Annotated in this window: 14 protein-coding genes; 7 read left to right on the top strand and 7 right to left on the bottom strand. The window is 39.8% G+C overall.

The genetic code is table 11. The features are described 5' to 3' along the window. The first annotated feature begins 70 nt into the window (after positions 1-70). Positions 71-1,147 carry a peptide chain release factor 1 gene (gene prfA, locus AL038_RS04305; protein WP_062149522.1) on the top strand — a complete coding sequence of 359 codons (1,077 nt, stop codon included), beginning with the start codon at positions 71-73 and terminating at the stop codon, positions 1,145-1,147. Between the two features lie 76 nt (positions 1,148-1,223). On the opposite strand, the gene AL038_RS04310 is transcribed toward prfA, so the two are convergent. Further along, complete coding sequence (locus AL038_RS04310; RefSeq protein WP_062149524.1) at positions 1,224-1,484, bottom strand: hypothetical protein; 261 nt, start codon at positions 1,482-1,484, stop codon at positions 1,224-1,226. A gap of 310 nt (positions 1,485-1,794) precedes the next feature. Further along, on the bottom strand, positions 1,795-3,867 hold the full coding sequence (locus tag AL038_RS04315) for a TonB-dependent receptor plug domain-containing protein (RefSeq protein ID WP_161575426.1): 2,073 nt from the start codon (positions 3,865-3,867) through the stop codon (positions 1,795-1,797). Between the two features lie 767 nt (positions 3,868-4,634). On the opposite strand from AL038_RS04315, the gene AL038_RS04320 reads away from it, so the two are divergent. Continuing rightward, positions 4,635-5,540 carry a fructosamine kinase family protein gene (locus AL038_RS04320; protein ID WP_062149528.1) on the top strand — a complete coding sequence of 302 codons (906 nt, stop codon included), beginning with the start codon at positions 4,635-4,637 and terminating at the stop codon, positions 5,538-5,540. Positions 5,541-5,630: 90 nt separating this feature from the next. Then, positions 5,631-7,013, top strand: a complete 1,383-nt coding sequence (locus AL038_RS04325) for a hypothetical protein (RefSeq protein ID WP_062149530.1) — start codon at positions 5,631-5,633, stop codon at positions 7,011-7,013. 356 nt (positions 7,014-7,369) lie between these two features. On the opposite strand, the gene AL038_RS04330 is transcribed toward AL038_RS04325, so the two are convergent. Both AL038_RS04330 and AL038_RS04335 read right to left on the bottom strand, forming a co-directional pair. Further along, positions 7,370-9,232, bottom strand: coding sequence for a sensor histidine kinase (locus tag AL038_RS04330; protein ID WP_062149533.1), 1,863 nt, complete (start codon positions 9,230-9,232; stop codon positions 7,370-7,372). Between the two features lie 14 nt (positions 9,233-9,246). Further along, positions 9,247-10,398 carry an ABC transporter substrate-binding protein gene (locus tag AL038_RS04335; RefSeq protein WP_062149537.1) on the bottom strand — a complete coding sequence of 384 codons (1,152 nt, stop codon included), beginning with the start codon at positions 10,396-10,398 and terminating at the stop codon, positions 9,247-9,249. Between the two features lie 155 nt (positions 10,399-10,553). Here AL038_RS04335 and AL038_RS04340 point away from each other — a divergent pair, with 155 nt between their 5' ends. The 4 genes from AL038_RS04340 (at position 10,554) to AL038_RS04355 (ending at position 15,461) form a co-directional block, all read left to right on the top strand. Next, positions 10,554-11,207: a response regulator gene (locus AL038_RS04340; protein WP_062149539.1), complete on the top strand. Its 654-nt coding sequence runs from the start codon at positions 10,554-10,556 to the stop codon at positions 11,205-11,207. A gap of 9 nt (positions 11,208-11,216) precedes the next feature. Then, positions 11,217-12,539, top strand: coding sequence for a LapD/MoxY N-terminal periplasmic domain-containing protein (locus AL038_RS04345; protein WP_062149543.1), 1,323 nt, complete (start codon positions 11,217-11,219; stop codon positions 12,537-12,539). A gap of 296 nt (positions 12,540-12,835) precedes the next feature. Next, on the top strand, positions 12,836-14,713 hold the full coding sequence (locus AL038_RS04350) for a methanol/ethanol family PQQ-dependent dehydrogenase (protein ID WP_062149546.1): 1,878 nt from the start codon (positions 12,836-12,838) through the stop codon (positions 14,711-14,713). Between the two features lie 148 nt (positions 14,714-14,861). Next, positions 14,862-15,461, top strand: coding sequence for a pentapeptide repeat-containing protein (locus AL038_RS04355; RefSeq protein WP_062149549.1), 600 nt, complete (start codon positions 14,862-14,864; stop codon positions 15,459-15,461). Between the two features lie 84 nt (positions 15,462-15,545). Here AL038_RS04355 and AL038_RS04360 read toward each other — a convergent pair whose 3' ends face one another. The 3 genes from AL038_RS04360 to AL038_RS04370 all read right to left on the bottom strand — a co-directional run bounded on the left by AL038_RS04360 (position 15,546) and on the right by AL038_RS04370 (position 18,043). Then, the gene (locus tag AL038_RS04360; RefSeq protein WP_062149551.1) at positions 15,546-16,517 is read right to left on the bottom strand and encodes a diacylglycerol kinase catalytic domain-containing protein; all 972 of its coding nucleotides are present in this window, start codon (positions 16,515-16,517) and stop codon (positions 15,546-15,548) included. Between the two features lie 204 nt (positions 16,518-16,721). Continuing rightward, positions 16,722-17,285 carry an alpha-ribazole phosphatase gene (cobC, locus tag AL038_RS04365; RefSeq protein ID WP_062149555.1) on the bottom strand — a complete coding sequence of 188 codons (564 nt, stop codon included), beginning with the start codon at positions 17,283-17,285 and terminating at the stop codon, positions 16,722-16,724. Next, positions 17,243-18,043 (bottom strand): adenosylcobinamide-GDP ribazoletransferase, encoded by an 801-nt coding sequence (locus AL038_RS04370; protein ID WP_062149558.1) that lies wholly within the window; start codon positions 18,041-18,043, stop codon positions 17,243-17,245. The genes cobC and AL038_RS04370 overlap by 43 nt, the downstream gene beginning before the upstream one ends. Between the last annotated feature and the right edge of the window lie 106 nt (positions 18,044-18,149).

Below are 18,149 nucleotides of genomic sequence, written 5' to 3' on the forward strand. Positions count from 1 at the left end.
TTTGCTGTTCGCCCCTAAAAAATCCTAAACTACACATTTTCTGTGCAGAAACCGCCTTAATAGAGCCATAATGAAACCTTCGATTCAACACAAACTTGAAAACTTATCAGACCGTTTAGATGAGCTAAACGCGCTCCTTTCAGATTCTGATACGATTTCTGATCAAAACCGCTTCCGTGATTTATCCAAAGAATTTTCTGATATTCAACCTGTTGTTGCTTGTTTTCAACAATACAAGAAAGTATTAGCTAATATAGAAGCCGCTAAAGAAATGCTCAAAGACCCTGAGATGAAAGACTTAGCGGAAGACGAGCTTAAACAAGCTGATGCAGAACAAGAACAGCTCAACGAATCCTTACAAATTTTGTTGTTGCCAAAAGACCCTGATGACAACAGCAATACCTTTTTAGAAGTACGTGCAGGCACAGGTGGTGATGAAGCGGCGATTTTTGCAGGAGATTTAGCGCGGATGTACACCCGCTATGCAGAAAAACGCAGGTGGCAGGTAGAAATTATCAATGAAAACGCGGGAGAACATGGCGGTTATAAAGAAGTTATTTTGCGTATTGTGGGGCAAAATGCGTATTCCGCACTAAAGTTCGAATCAGGTGGACATCGTGTGCAACGTGTACCAGAAACCGAAGCACAAGGACGGATTCATACATCAGCATGTACTGTCGCAGTAATGCCAGAAGTGACAGAAATTAATGAATTTCAAATCAATCCTGCCGATTTAAAAGTTGATACCTATCGCTCGTCAGGGGCAGGGGGGCAACATGTTAATAAAACCGATTCTGCCATTCGAATCACCCATTTACCGACTGGAATGGTTGTCGAGTGTCAAGAAGAACGCTCACAACATAAAAATAGAGCAAAAGCAATGGCTTGGTTGCAGTCACGGCTGTTAAAAATGGAACGTGACAAACAGAATGCAGAGCAAGCGGCTACACGGCGTAGCTTAGTTGGCAGTGGCGACCGTTCAGAACGGATTCGTACTTACAATTTCCCACAAGGGCGCATTACTGACCATCGAATCAATTTAACGTTGTATCAACTGGATTATGTATTAGAAGGGGATTTAGATTTGCTAATTGCGCCATTGACACATGAGCATCAAATGGATTTACTGGCGAATTTGGTAGAGTAGGCAAGAAACACTGTGATTGCGTTGATTATTAGGTTGAACAAACCACGATAAACCAATGAATCACAGGTTAAAATCATTAGGAAATTAATGATTTAGGGTAATGCAACATCGACTTATGGGCACGTAGCCATTGACGACATTTTACTAGCTGGGCTTGCCAGCTAACGGCACCACTGCTGTCACTATTTTGACTGTCTCCAGTTGTGCTAACCGCTTCTGCGGAAAACCAAGCTGTAGCCGTAACCTGTAACACCTGACGGGCAGCAGGGGTTAAGTTGTCCCAACGAATGGCAGAAATCTGTTGCGCTGAAAAAGCAGGCTGGGGTTGCGGGGACATAATAATACTCTCCTCAAAACGATAGATGTATTGATACTAATCGGTATTTATCTGTGGGCTAAAATGTGTTTCTCAATGGTTTTTATAGTGAAGCAGGAAATTTTTTTTGTCCACTATTAATTATGTCTTGGAACATACTCTAGCAAAGAATTTTTATTCCAAAAAAGAATAGTTTTTACTTCAAATAGAACCAAAAGTTTGGCAAGTACAGAAAAATAAACTGAATCAGGATTGATAGCATTATCAATAAGTTGTTTTTATCCCTAACACTTGAAACACTTGCGAATCCTGATTCAAAATTCAAATAACGCTAAAAAGTCACTTCTAAGCCTAACGAATAACTACGTCCGCGATTAATAAGCCCTTCATTAAACGCACTATTTTTAGAAGAGCTGTAATATTCCTCATCCAATAGATTGTCAACTTTTCCAATTGCCGTCATGTTTTTTGCAAATTCATAACGAACATTCATATCAGTTACCCAATAAGAATCCAACGTGATAAATTCGCCACTGGTCACTTGCTGCTCAACCTCATCATTAAAATAACTACTGATGTTAATGTTCCAATCCTCATGATGATAATTGGCAATAAACGAGAAAGTTTGTTTCGGAAAACGACGTGGATTTTCTTCTGTGTGGTTCAGCAAGGAATAAGCTGCTCGCAAGGATATACCATAAAAAACATCGGTTGAAGCTTCTAATTCCCAACCATCTGTTGTTAGTTTATCGTCTAAATTCATAAATCTACGACTATTAGGAGCGACTAAAACAGTATCTATCTTATCTTGGGAACGACTGTGAAAATAAGTCAGTGCCGTTTGGAAACCATTATGTTGTTGCAACCAAGCTAATTCTAACGTTTTTATTTTTTCTGGTTTTAAATCACGATTCCCCAATAGTGGCGTAGATAGTTGTCTAATTGAGGGAGCGCGAAAAGCTTCACCATACATGCCTTTTAATTTTGTTGTATCACTAAGGGAATAAACGACAGCAAGACGTGGATTAACGGTGTTGCCAAAATCAGAATAGCGGTCATAACGAGAGCCTAAAGTAATATCTAAACTTTCTATTGGTTGGTATTTATGTTGTAGATAAATACCCAAAATATCGCGTCCATCATCTTTATTATACAGTGCATCTTCCACTATACCGTCATAATAGGTGACTGTCCCTGAAGGGGGCATACTAAATAATGCATTGTTTAATTCTCGTAAATTGTAGTTACTCAATTGATGATATTCATCAATAACAGGGTTGTACCACTGTATACCAATAGAAGAGCCATGTTCTTTATTCCATTGTTGTCGCCCATTAATGCCGATATTCCAAGCATGTTCTGTTGAGTCCGTTATTTTCAACACGGCAGCCTTGCCTGTAGTATTTACTGTGCTGGACAACTCTTCCATTGTGCGTTGCGAATACGCTTCTTCGACGGTTGTCAGCCCCATTTCTGTGTAACCACCTTCTAAAGACCAACTAGATTCTTTATTATCCACAAGGTTATAACGGAAAAAGGCGGCGTTTCTATCAGATTCAAACGAGTTGTTGCCATTACCTAAGCTACTAGCCACGTAAAAATCAGTAAAGTCACGTGAACTATGCTGTAAGGTAAATTTCAAATCTTTATAATTTATAGATAAATTACCATCATCGCCTTGACGTGGGTCTTGTGTAGAAGCAACGTATGGGTCAATTAAATGGGTATAGGTTTGTCCTGCATCTTCAAAATAACGCGCTGAAGCGGCAACATGCCAATCCTTGCCTTTTTTTGACACATTAAAATAGGCTTCCCGACTATCCATATCACCTGCACCAACAAACACTTCATTAGCATCCGTTTCGGTGATGATATTGACAACACCCGAAAACGCACCCGTGCCATATAGAGCAGAACCCGGTCCGCGAATAATTTCCACCTGTTTGACATTATATAATGATATGAGATGATTATAATCTAACGCACCACCCCCTAAATCGCCATTTAAGCGTTGACCATCCAGCATAAATAATATGTTATAAGAAGCTTGTGGTGTGGTGCTACCTCTCGCACTAACCGTATAGCCTTGCCCAAAAACCGTTTCGCGGCTGGTCGTGAATCCGGGTACAAAATTCAATAATGCTTCTACAGACTTAACGCCCATACGAGAGAGTTGTTGACGTGTAAAAACAGTAACTGACGAAGGTGCTTCTCCTAATTGTTCTTCTGTTTTAGAAGCAACAGAGACTTGCATTACCAATAAACTTTCTAATGGCACATCAAGCAAGTCGTCTTTCTCAGCAGCATATACAACTGTATAACTGAGTGAAAAAGACAACATACATAATAGTACGAACTTTAAACGGTATAAAACAACAACAAAGTAAGATGTGATATACCTCATTATTAGGTCGTTATACATGTGCGATGCCCTCCCGTTGACAGGCTATCGGCTTCTTATCAAAGATATTTTGCATCACTGTTTAAATCTCCTTATATTAAATGGCTTATGAATAAAAGACGTTAAACTCAACATAATAAATAGTTTGAATAGTTCTTATGCCTATTTTGTTCACAAATAACTTTCCTACTTTAAGTATAAAAAAGCAGGTAGTTACATATTTTTATCATGGCTATTATTATGTTAAGACAAACATCATTACAACTAAGAGATAGCGACAAGTTTGGCTAAACTTCTTTATCATGTTGAACTAGTTTGTTCTGCTTTCTTTTATTTACATAAATATAAAAAACAATAAATTATTCATATAAATTTTTTATAGTTAAAACAATATATTATGAAAATTTTTTATTGAATGGATTCAGAATAATACAAAAACACATTCTAAAGTTTTGTTAAAAAACTATTTCTGCTATATAAGTGATTACTTGCCTTTCCAGTAAATTCTATGTGGTTTTAAATCGTTTCTATAAAATAAAACAAGTGTGACATTTTATAAGAAATGAACCCCAAATAGATAAAGTGCTGAATAATAGTAATATGGTTCTATTTTGAAAAAATAGAATAATCTATCATTCTTAAATTAAAGAAGATTTAGATAACATGTATCAACCGTCGTTTAATGAATTTCTCAACTTTATCACTGTTTAATAATAGCACTCGAAATAACCCTTCATTTTTCACGCCACACTTATCAGGAATATTTTTGCATGGTACATAACACGATAGATTGGCAAGCAATTTCGACTCACATCAGCAATACCACAGGACAATATTTTGAAGTACAAACGCATTATCCCATTGCAGGAGGCAATATTAATTATGCTTACCGTATTGAAGGTGCGGGACAAAACTACTTTGTAAAATTAAATACCTTTGATAAATTTGATATGTTTGTTGCAGAAGCTATGGGACTTGCTGAACTTGGACAACCTGCGGTCATTAAAGTGCCTGTTCCCATTTGTTGGGGGAAAACGGCAGAACACGCCTATCTCGTTTTAGAATACTTACCACTGCGCCGCGACAATTTACAACAAACCAGCTCCAAATTTGGGCAACAATTGGCCGTTATGCACCGTGTTTCTTGCGCGCCCGCTCCTTTTGGTTGGTATCGCAATAACTACATAGGCACTACCCCACAAACAAATACATTGGCATACGATTGGGTAGATTTTTGGTGCAAAAATCGACTGGGTTATCAATTACAACTCGCCCATGACAATGGCTATATAGGGGAAATACAAGAATTAGGCGCGCGATTGCTAACAGAGGTAGCCTTATTTTTTACCACATATAAACCCTATAATTCACTACTACACGGCGATTTATGGTCAGGCAACTATGATATTGATATTCATGGAGAACCCGTTATTTTTGACCCTGCCATGTACTATGGTGATAGAGAAGCCGACATTGCGACCACCGAATTATTTGGTGGATTTCACACCAGCTTTTACGATGCGTATCAAGCGACATGGGCATTAGATGAAGGCTATACGGTACGGAAAAATTTATATAACCTATATCACGTTTTAAACCATCTCAACTTGTTTGGTGGCAGTTATTTGGCACAAGCAGAACGAATTATGCACCAGTTGTTAAGTGAACTGCATTAATCGCTGATGGCGCGTGGTAGTGGGCTTCCTGTAGGAGAGGGAGAGTTACTGCATTGTTAAACAGCATCTATTTAAACGATGGGAACTTACATGAACAAAAATTATTACAGCCTTTCCCTCTTGGCTTTTCTAACATTATTAACGGGATGTGACGGATTACCTTCCGTAAATGATAAACCCATGATTGCCCTTGTGCCATCCAAATCCCCCGCCTACGCAATGGCAAGCACTGGATTTACTGCACAATCTACATATACACGCACCCTCAACACAACCACTGACTGGCAAGAAGAACAAACGATTCAAGCCCTATTCAGACAAAACGACATTGATGCACTTACTCGCTACTTAGAACGCAATGTGAACAACAGCGATAAATATGCGTATGTACAACGGGTTTGGACAGAACGCGATACCCGCTGCAAAAAAATTGCACAAACCTACACCAACTCACCTAAAAACGAAACCATTTTAAACAGCCTAGAAAATCGCTATCAATACTCCTGTCCACAAGTTGTTGCAGACTTTGCAGCAATGACGCACACCGCATTTGTGATGCAACCCGCAAGCCCTAATAGCGAAAAAACCACGTTACCATCACCCGTTATCGTTGCTACAGCACCCACCGTCATAACACACAAACCCCAGCAACCCACCCGAATTACACCACTACCCGCCCCGATGCCTGCAAAAGCCATAGAAGTACAACCCCATGTTGTAACCCCAGCGCAACCCCTGCCAACCATTGCAAGCACGCCTTCCACAACCCCTGTTACAACAGAAACAAGCACTCCCGTTACCAGCACGCTAGAGACAAGCCCCGTTAAAATAGTCGATAAAGAACTAACACCAACACCAATTACACCACCAACCACAGAATCAACACCCGCACCCGTTGCACCGACAACCACTGTTGCAAGTGCAGAAAAAACTACTGAACCCACTAAAACGACAGAATCAACACCACCACAAACAACAATAACCGCCAACACAGAAAAAACAGAAAACACAGAAAAAGCAACACCCGTTGTACCGACAACCCCCATTGTAAATGCAGAGAAAACCACCGAATCAACTAAAACCACAGAACCAACCCCTACGCAGGCAATAACGGCAGATAGCGCTAAAGAAACAGTCGCCTCCAACGATACAGCAAGTTCTGTAGAACCGCCTAAAGAACCCCGTCCCGCCAGTGATAAAGTAACTACGGTTAAAGACAGTAGCCTACCCAAACACAAAATTACGACAGAACACTATCGGACAGGTTGGAAAGTTCAAATTGATGTCAACAATAAAGACATTACTCGTGAACAATGCCTCGCATTATTAAATGCGTATCGTGACCAAGCAGGCTCAGAAGGGCAAGTCGTTGTCCGTAAACCCAGCACGCTATTTGGTGACCCTGTACAACAACCGTGGTGTATTGATATGCTAGATGGACAAAACGTTGTATTTAATGATTATTTCTTTTGAAACTGATGGATAATGCCAACACCATAGAAATATTACTAGATACAAAGCATTTTCTAAACAAGTAGGGGTTATTCTAGGAAATATGATTAAATAAGACGATTGATAAATTGCCTAACATTTAGGCGTTTGACATATCAACGATGGATGATATTGACCTATTTTCCCTCTTTAAATAAAGGGGGAATCTTTTGCTACTGCTGTTTACCATACCCCAACATTTATGCATCTTGTCATCCCATTCATGTTAATTATCTGCAAATTCTAATAAAAAAGTAAAAAAAGTCTGTCAGAATCAAAAATTACAGAACTAATAGCCTTTTTAGAATTACTGCGGATAAATCAGGCAAACAAGATGCTTAAATACTAACAATTTCATCCATATTATTCTCAACTTTAGGTAACATTACAGGGATAAATAAAGTAAACGTACTGCCTTTGCCTTTTTCACTGATAACATTGACATCTCCACCCAATAAGCGGGCAAAATGCCGAGTAAGCGCAAGTCCTAACCCTGTTCCGCCATAACGGCGCGTACTAGAACTATCCATCTGTGTAAAAGCACCAAATAATTTATTAATTTGTTCGGTGGTCATACCAATACCCGTATCCATTACCCGAAACGTTATCCAACTTTCATTATTATGATCAACAATCCGTTTTACTTCCAAAGTGATTTGCCCTTGTTGGGTAAATTTTGCCGCATTACTTAATAAATTTAAAACACATTGGCGTAATTTAACCAAATCTGTCTGCATTTCGCCTAATATGGTCAAATAGCTCACCGTTAAAGTGTTTTTATTATGCTTAACCAATGGGTCAACCATTGTACGAATTTCATTAAGCATATCACCCACCTCAAAACGGTCTAAATGTAGCTCCATTTTTCCTGCTTCAATTTTTGATATATCTAAAACATCATTGATAATTGTTAATAAATGTTCTCCCGAACTGAGAATATTTTGCGTGTACTCCACAAAAGTTTCCTCCGACTTTTCTTCTGCATCCATTTGTAAAATTTCAGCATAACCAATAATCGCGTTTAAAGGTGTACGTAACTCATGGCTCATATTGGCTAAAAATTCGCTTTTCGCCTGTGTTGCTGCCTCCGCTGCATTTTTTGCAGTCTCCAAAACAACTATTTGCTTTTCTAGTGCTTTATCCCGTTCTTTAATAAAGTTGACCATCAAACGAAAACTTTCGCTTAAACTGGCAACTTCCTGAACATAAATCAATTGTTGCATAGAAAGGGCTTCATGATACTGTCCTTGAGCAACAAGATTGGCTCTTTCTGCAAGCGTAGAAAGTGGTTCAATAATTTGCCTACGATGATGACGTTGAATTAAAAAGAAAATAACAAGATTGACAACAAAAATAATCAGGGCAACACACAACGTAACAATCAACGGACGCGCGCCTAATAACAACGGTTGAGTAGTAATGACTACCCAACCGTTTGCCATCAACATAACACTACCCATCATCCATGTATCATTTTGATTAAAAACTTGAAACCCTGAAGCACCTGCACGTCCTTGCTTAACCAATAACCAATCACCAAAATTTTGCCGTTCTTGTACCCATTGACGATTAGGATGAGCAAGTAATGTTCCTTGACGGTCGACAATAAAAGAAACAACTTGATTATCCAATTGAAACTGCTCTAACGTATTTTGTAATAAGTTGACATCTAACTCCCCCACCAAAATGCCCCTTAATTTGTCATGGAGCATGACGGGAATTGCAATAGTAATCGCAGTGCGCCCACTGACTAAGGAAATAAAAGGGTCGGAAAAATAGGTTTTATTGGAAGTTTTAGCCTGTTGATAGTAAGCCGTATTCATTAAGTCTAAGCCTAACATACTGATGCTAGAGGCAGTCGATTCAACTTGCACATACCCTTTAGCATCAAGCAGGTATAAACTAGCAAATCGCGGGTACGCTGTACGAATTTGGGTGAGCAATCGGGTTTGATAAGAAACAGTTGACGCGGTCAGTTCATAGGCTAAACTACGCATAACTTCTTCAGTTTCAGATAAATAGCGATTACTTTGTGTAACTAACGCATTTACCAATAAACTTTGTCTTTCAATAATACCGCTTTGGATAAAATGAACACTGACAAATAAAATAGCAATGCCCACTAATAAAATTTGTATGGCAAAGATTATCAACATTCTTGAAAAAAAACGTTGTAGCGAATAGGTTTTTGTGACAGGCATACGACGCATCTCTATTATGGATTAGTAATTACTTTGTCAAGTATTTCTATTTTTCCATTACGAATAGTGGCAATGTAAATATTACGTACTACATCACCATATTTATTTATTGAAACAGTATCTTGTAGTAGAGGAAAGTTTTCAATTTGTAATAAAGCTTCTTCTAACCCTTGCATTTCTCCATTGGTTCGGCGAAGCCCCTCAGCAAGAATTAAAATGGATTCATAAGCATAAATTGAACCAAAGCTTGGATTCTTTTGGAAGCGCGTATAAAAGTCATGTGTGAATTGTGTAAAGGCTGGTGCAGTACTATAAGGATTATAATATAAGGTTAATTTTAAATTTTCGGTAACACGCCCTCCTTTTCTCAACAAATCATGGCTATCAACCCAACCCGACGCGAAAAACTGTGCCTGTATGTTTTGCTGGTGCATATATTGTAATAATAGAGCAGTATCTGTAGCAGAGGCTAATATAAAAACCACATCATTATTATCAATGTTTAGTGACGTGTTACTAATAAGTCCGACTAAATCTGTTTTACCTGATGTAAATGATAACGTCTGTTTAATCTCACCACCTAACTGTTTAAATTCTGTCTGAATAGTTTCCCATACCGATTCAGTATAAATACTATTATTGACATCAATAATACCCACCGCGGACCGTCCACCCATTTTTTGATAAGCGTAACGAGCCATTGCAATACCCTCATCTAAACCGCTTGACATTAAACGAATTAAATTATCTTCTTTCTTGACTAACAAACGACTTGAAGCAGCAGGACTAATCAACAGAGTCTGCTGTAGGGTGACACTTTCAAGGGCTGCAAGGGTTGTTGTACTGGTCATTGTACCAACAATTGCTACGACTTTACTTTTTATCAATTGCTCACAAGCCTGCTGCGTTTTTGCAGGTATGCCTTGATCATCCTCAACCAACAGTTTTAGTGGACGACCTTGAATCCCCCCTTGTGTATTTAACATCTCTATCGCGAACTGTGCGCCATCACGTGCTTCCACCCCTAAATCTGAATGAACGCCCGTCAACTCTACGATAAATCCAACAGGAATCTGATTATCAACCTGCTGACACCCCAATAAGCTGATTAACCAACCACTCATCAGTGAATAATACATAAACCGTTTTTTTATGCGTGAATGCATTATGTAATCTCCACTTAAATTAAATTACGCTTGACCATTACAAACCAACTTATTGATTTTAAATATTATAATAATACAACCTTTATTGCATCAGAAAACACGTTATTCTGTAATAACGCATTTTGCGAAGTTTAAGAATAAGGAAACATCCATAAATGTCACCAGTAAACTATCCTATCCGTATTTTACTCGTTGATGACCACATCGTGGTTAGAGCGGGTTATCGACGCTTGATAGAACGTCAATCACACCTACAAATTGTGGCAGAAGCCAGCAATGGCGAGATTGGTTATCAACTTTATATACAACATCAACCCGATGTCATTGTGATGGATTTATCCATGCCCGGTAGAGGTGGCATTACAACCATTCAACGCTTATCCTCACGAACCAATAAAGCCCGCGTGTTAGTTTTTTCTATGCACGAAGAACCCATTTTTGCAGAACACGCGCTATTAGCAGGGGCATCGGGTTATATTACTAAAAGTAGCGCACCTGAAGTATTAGTAGAAGCGATAGAGCGGGTTGCACAAGGTGAAATGTATCTGGGAAACGATATTGCGCAAAAACTGGCTTTACACAGTGTACTGAACAACGCAAGCGCAGGCATAAAAAATTTATCTACCCGCGAATTTGAAGTATTTCGCTTGTTAGCTGAAGGATTATCAACAACAGATATTGCTGCACAACTCGCAGTTAGCCACAAAACAATTGCCAACTACTACAGCCAAATCCGCCAAAAACTAAACGTCAACAACACCGCAGAATTAATTCGATTAGCAATTCGTCACGGTATTGTAAAAATCTAAAGAGTTATAATGAGTTTACGCCTAAAAATTAGCTTATTTATCAGTGGTGGCACACTACTTGTTCTATTATTTGCCATCCTCCTTGTCGTGATGAATGCACGCAGTGCTGTAGAAGAAGAAGTCAACTCAACAGCGCAACTAACCCTTGATTTACTTGAAACCATTTTAAGTGACTTACCAAATGACAGCGCGCATTACCAAACCATTATTCAGCATCTTAAAAATATGGAAAAACGTCGTCATCTCACCATTCATCTACAAAATGCGAACAACACAGAAATCCTGCATGACAACCCTGTTATGCAAACCATACCCACTGTACCCCGCTGGTTTACTGCACTAGTTGCACCACAAACCCATCTTTTCCAACGCACGCTTACCTCAACGGCTTTAACCCAAACTACCCATATTCTGTTACAAACTGACCCAAGCGATGAAATAAAAGAAGCGTGGCAAGAATCATCCGATTTATTAATGCTGATTTTAGGGTTTGCTGTCAGCCTTATTATTTTACTTTACATTGGATTAGGGCTTGCATTACGTCCACTCAGCCAATTACAACAAGCCTTAGATGCCATTGAACATCGCCAATACCAAACCCGTTTACCCCAATTTAAACTATCTGAATTTAATAAATTAGCGCAACAATTCAATGGAATGGCGCAAGAACTACAACGCATCCAACAAGAAAACCAACGCCTGCTCCAATACTCACTCACCCTACAAGAAGAAGAACGGCGCACCATTGCACGAGAACTCCATGACGAATTAGGACAATGTTTAAACGCGATTAAAGCCGATGCGTTTTTTATCATGGGTGATAACCAACAGCCCGCTATTCATGACAGTGCGCAAGCAATTGCCGATACAGCCAGTTACGTTTACAACCTAGTTAAAGACATGATTCGTCGCTTACGCCCTGCGGCTTTAGACGAATTAGGTTTAATTGCCGCCTTACAACAAACCCTCAGTGATTGGCAAACCCGCTACCCACAAACCCAAGTCGACTTCCAAACCACAGGCGATTTTTCCCACCTAGATGCAACAACGAATATTCATCTTTATCGCATTGTACAAGAAGGCTTAACCAACGTTGCAAAACACGCAAATGCAACGGTATTACAAATTAATTTGGTCTATCACACAGAAAAAAACACAATCCAATTAATAATTAACGACAATGGGAATGGTTTTGACACACAAATTTATCATGCAGGATTAGGCTTAATTGGAATACGTGAACGGGTTGAAGCACTCGCAGGACAATTAAATATTGATAGTGACAAAGGACAGGGGATGCGTTTAAGCCTCATGTTACCGTTACAAAACTGAAACACTCTGTATCAAAAAATATAGAATTGTCTTAAAATAAAGACAAATCGTTATAAACCCCATTTTTTAGGTAAATTTCCTGCTAAAAATCGGGAAATTTTCCCGAAAAAATGCCTGTTATTTTCCCTTCTCTCTTTATCTCCTCACTCGCTATACTGCCAACTATTATTTAAGATTGATAAAGCCTTAGCAATATATTGCAAAGTAATTATCTTATTCTAAATAAACAACGGCGCGTCATAATTATTAAAAATAATGTTCTTTCTGTAAAAAAACTATCAAGGGAGATAAACAAGATGTTATCTGCATTAACCCGTCATCCACTGAGCATTGCACTCAGTGCCGCATTATTGACTTGCAATCTCAATTTGGCACATGCCGATACAAAACCCGTTACTTGGGAAGATATTTTAAACGACGCGGATACGCCAGAAGACGTGCTGATGTATGGCATGGGTGTGAAAGCGCAACGCTGGAGCGCGTTAAAAGAAATTAATACCGATAGCGTAAAAATGTTACAACCCGCATGGAGCTTCTCTTTTGGTGATGAAAAACAACGCGGACAAGAAACCCAAGCAATTCTGCAAGATGGCGTGTTATACGTCACCGCCTCCTACTCCCGTATTTTTGCCCTAGATGCACGCACAGGGAAACGACTATGGGAATATTCCCACCGTTTACCCGACGATATTCGCCCATGTTGCGACGTGATTAATCGTGGCGCGGCGATTTATGGCGATAAAGTCTTTTTTGGCACACTAGACGCGAGTATTGTCGCCCTGAATAAAAACACAGGAAAAGTGGTTTGGAAAGAAAAGTTTGAAGACCACAAAGTTGGCTACACCATGACAGGCGCACCCACGATTATCAAAGACCAAAAAACAGGGCGCGTTATGCTCATTCATGGCTCTTCAGGTGATGAATTTGGCGTGGTTGGAAAACTGTTCGCACGTGACCCTGATACAGGGAAAGAAATTTGGATGCGTCCTCTCGTTGAAGGACATATAGGCAGATTAGACGGCAAAGAAAGCACGCCAACAGGCAATCCACAAGCCCCTTCTTGGCCACGTGATAAAGAAGGCAAACTGGTAGAAGCATGGAATCATGGCGGTGGCGCACCTTGGCAAAGTGCCTCGTTTGATGTGGAATCCAACACAATTATTATCGGCGCGGGCAATCCTGCCCCATGGAATGCGTGGGTACGTCATCCGGGGGATAGTTTATTTACCTCTGGTCAAGCCTATATTGACCCAACCACAGGCGATTTAGTCGGCTTCTACCAACACACCCCCAGCGATACATGGGATTTTTCAGGAAATAACGAAATTGTTTTGTTTGAATATCAAGATGAAAATGGTAAGCAAATCAAAGCAGGCGCACATGCAGACCGCAACGGTTTTTTCTACATTACCGACCGTACCAAATTGGCAGAACGGGGCGTAGCTGAACCAAATAAACCCACTGCATTAATTAACGCCTTCCCTTTTATCGAAGGTGTTAATTGGGCAAGTCATATCGATTTAAAAACAGGACGACCTGTAGAAGTAGAAGGACATCGTCCGCCGTTGCCTGAAGGCGATGAAAAGCGTGGCAAAGCCGTTGAAGTTTCCCCCCCATTTTTAGGCGGTAAAAACTGGAATCCAATGGCATATAGCCAAGATACAGGCTGGTTTTACTTAGGCGCGAACCAATGGAAAGAAAGCTATTGGACAGAAAATTGTACTTATCGTGCGGGTTCTGCATTCCTCTGCATGGGTTTCCGTATTGCCCGCATGTTTGATGACCATGTTGGCACACTGCGCGCGATTAACCCCAAAACGGGCAAAGTAGAATGGGAACATAAAGAAAAAATGCCCTTATGGTCAGGGGTACTAGCCACTGCGGGTAATCTCATTTTTACAGGGACAGGAGAAGGTTATGTTAAAGCCTTTAACGCCAAAACGGGCGAAGAATTATGGCAATTTCAAACAGGTTCAGGGGTAATTTCTAGCCCGATTACATGGGAAATGGACGGCGAACAATACATCGGTCTTGCCTCTGGTTACGGCGGAGCAGTGCCATTATGGGGCGGAGACATGGCAGAACTAACCAAACCGATTAAACAAGGCGGTTCATTCTGGGTATTTAAAATACCTACATGGGCAAAATCACTGGTAAAAGAAGCCAACAAATAACACAAACATTACCTGAATCAGAATGCTCAGAATACATTGAATTAAATATCAATAATGCTGAAAATACTGATACAAACTGTTAATTAAAAGAATGCCTAACGTTTACTCGTTTGGCATTCTTAAAACAAGCCCATAAGGATGTTATTTGATGCGTTCATTTTCCGCCCTATTTTTCCTCTCCATTCTACTTATAACTAATAGCTATGCAGACGACACAACGGACAACTCAGAACCCCTGCTGGTTATCAATGGTTGCGTGATTCAGCCGAAAACCATTTGCCAAAAAGCAGACTTGCGCAATGCAGACTTACGACACGCACAACTGATGCAAGCAGATTTAAGCGGTGCAAACCTACAAGGTGCAAATTTAGCACGAGCAGATTTACGACATATCAACTTAACAGGGGCGAATCTACAAGATGCTAATTTACTAGCCGTAGATGCTTGGGCGGGATTTTTACAAGGGGCAAACTTACAAAATGCGTCATTAATTGGAGCAAACCTAGAATTTGCCCGTTTAAGTGCGACAAACCTAGAAAATGCCAACTTAGAAGGTGCGGATTTAGAAATGGCCATGTTACCAAAAGCAAAACTCATCAACGCCAATTTACGCAACACCAACCTACAAGAAACCAAATTTTATAATACCGACCTTTATGGCGCGGATTTAACAGGGGCAAAAATACGTTACACCATTTTCCAAGATGCACAAATGGAAAAATGCACCGCTTGCCCTGTCAATTGGTAAAGAGTAAAGACAACATTTAACCTCTCTCTAACCCTCTCCACCAACAGAGAGAGGATAAAACCGCAACCCTAAACACACACAAAACTACACAACTAACAATCCTTGTTTATCAGCTACCTGAACTGTTGCTTGTGTTCCTGCATTAAACTCTAAAAAATCACTTTCTATTCCATCGCTAAAAATGATGCCATTCTCAGCCATTTGCGACACAATAACCAAAGGGTTTGAAGAAGTGACCTTACCAAAAACACAATTTGCTGAAGAAATCGCACTCACAAAAGGTTCACGAACAGTAAAGCGCAAATAATCAGCATCCCATCCGAAACCGCTTTCTGGTTTAGACGCGCCGACTGACGTGGCGATTTTTTTCTCCGCTTTCTTTTCTGATTCTGACAACGCTTGTGAAATCGCCGTTGCACCCATCAACAAACTTTTTAACCAACCAGTTGACCCCAAGCCCGTAGAAACAATCACACCACTAGAAGACTGATTTTCATTAAAATGACCTGATGCGATTTGATAACGCGCTGAACTATGCGACCGTGTACCGATAAACAAATCATTAACCGCATACAACTGTAACCCATTATTTAACAAGGCTTGTGCCATTGTCACCGTTTTTAAAGGGCGACGATGTGTAAATACCTCAGGCACAATCATTTTTAAATCTTTAACCGTAAAGGGCAATAAAACCCCATCATAACGACGTGAATCTGGATTAACGCCAATAACCGCCTGTCCATCAAGATACTTTAACGTATTTGCAACCAAACCATCTTGACCTAACACAACAACCGTATCCTCAGCCGCAAAAATAAAATTCGACAAATAACGACGGTCTAATAACTGCACACGTCCTAACTGATTTAATAATAAAACAGCTTGCTCAATCGCCTGTTGATAAGTTTCATGCTCTTCCAAATACTCAGAGAAATCCGCACCAAATTGTTCTACATAAAATTTCGCTTGAGAACGGGTATTAAACCGCGCTTTCAACTCATCTAAACGAGTATGGCGAGTGACCAAAATAATTTTATTTTCAGTTGTGCGAAACATTACTTTATCACCTCAATAATTATTTTAAGCAAAATGAGGTTAATGAAGGGCGAGAATTGCGTGGAAAACAACACAAGGCAGAAAACACCTGTAGCACCAAATAAACCAAAATAATCAACCAACTAATCGGTTTTAATACGATAAGTTCTGATTTATTTGGCACTAACCTAAGCGGGTTATATTTATAATGCGTATTCAGCACATTTAGCGATTTAAATACTCGATGGCGTGCCAATCTTTCTGATAAACAAACTTATGCACAGACCCATAATCTACTTTAAAACAAAACGATTTCTGTAGCGGAATTTCTAATAATAAAGCAATCAAGGCACGAATCACGCCCGCGTGAGTCACAATAGAAACCTGTTGATAGTCCTGTTGAATTAACTCATTCCAAAAATCCTGACAACGCGCAGAAAGCGTTTGATAACTCTCTCCTCTTGGCGGAGCGATACGCACAAAATCGTCCGTCCACTTTTGCAACTGCTCTGGATTAATGTCGTTAAAATTCTTCATTTCCCACTCACCAAAATTTAGCTCCATAATCCGCGAATCGCTTATTACATTTCCTCCTAAGTTTTCAGCAAGTTGAATACAACGTCCTGACGGACTGCTAATAATAACACCGTCCTTGTCTAGTTCCGTTAATTTCTTTTTAACCAACATCACGTCTTCTGCGAAACTATCGGCAAGTGCAATGTCTGATTGCCCATAGCAAACGCCACTCAAGACGGCTGGTGTAGTATGTCGAATGAGATAGATGTCCAAAATTCTGTCGTTATCGTGAGGTAGAAAAGCAATTCTGTCAGTTGTTGGGTCGCGCCCAAGCAATCACCGGTATATCCCCCAATCTGTTTATTAAAATAGTGTCTCAGATAAAAGGTGAGGAAAAAAACGGGAACGATTGCCAATAAACAGCCGTAACTTGGCAGAAGCATAAACGGTGCGACACCCAATAAACCCGCAATAATCAGCGCGGTTAATGACGTTCCCTTAGCAATTGGTTTAGCTTTGCTATCATCATTTTCCCGCACGTAAGTTGCTGTGGCAATTATCGTGTTGGTGGCGAAACGGCTTATACTATGTCCTGCGATTAATGCATAGGGAATTAATTCAGGCGACATTGCCGTCAATGCGGAAAATTTTAACAATAATGTTAAATTCATGCCAATAGTACCATAAGACCCGACCCTCGAATCCTTCATAATTTCTAAGATACGTATTTTTGTCCAACCTCCGCCAAAACCGTCGCATACATCAGCTAACCCATCTTCATGAAATGCGCCAGTAAGTAAAATAGACGCAATCATGCTCAGTAACACCGCAATATTTAAGCTAAATAATAAATCTGCTAAGAGAAAAATTAAAGCGGCAAATCCACCGACTATCCAACCCATTAGCGGGAAATATTTTGTTGCCTGACTTAAATACGCATCAGAATAACCAACCCATGCAGGACACGGTAAACGGGTATAAAACATTAACGCAATGAAAAATAGTTGTAATTCTTTTTTAAAGAAGGACATGAGGAGAACTTAGGGTTTTTGGGCATGAGACCAAATGTCTACATGAAAAGCGCATGTTAAGTGGTATTAATGCTTATTACAAGGTGTTAAAAAATAAATAAATTGT

Source organism: Beggiatoa leptomitoformis (assembly GCF_001305575.3).
In the GTDB taxonomy this organism is placed as follows: Bacteria; Pseudomonadota; Gammaproteobacteria; order Beggiatoales; family Beggiatoaceae; genus Beggiatoa; species Beggiatoa leptomitoformis.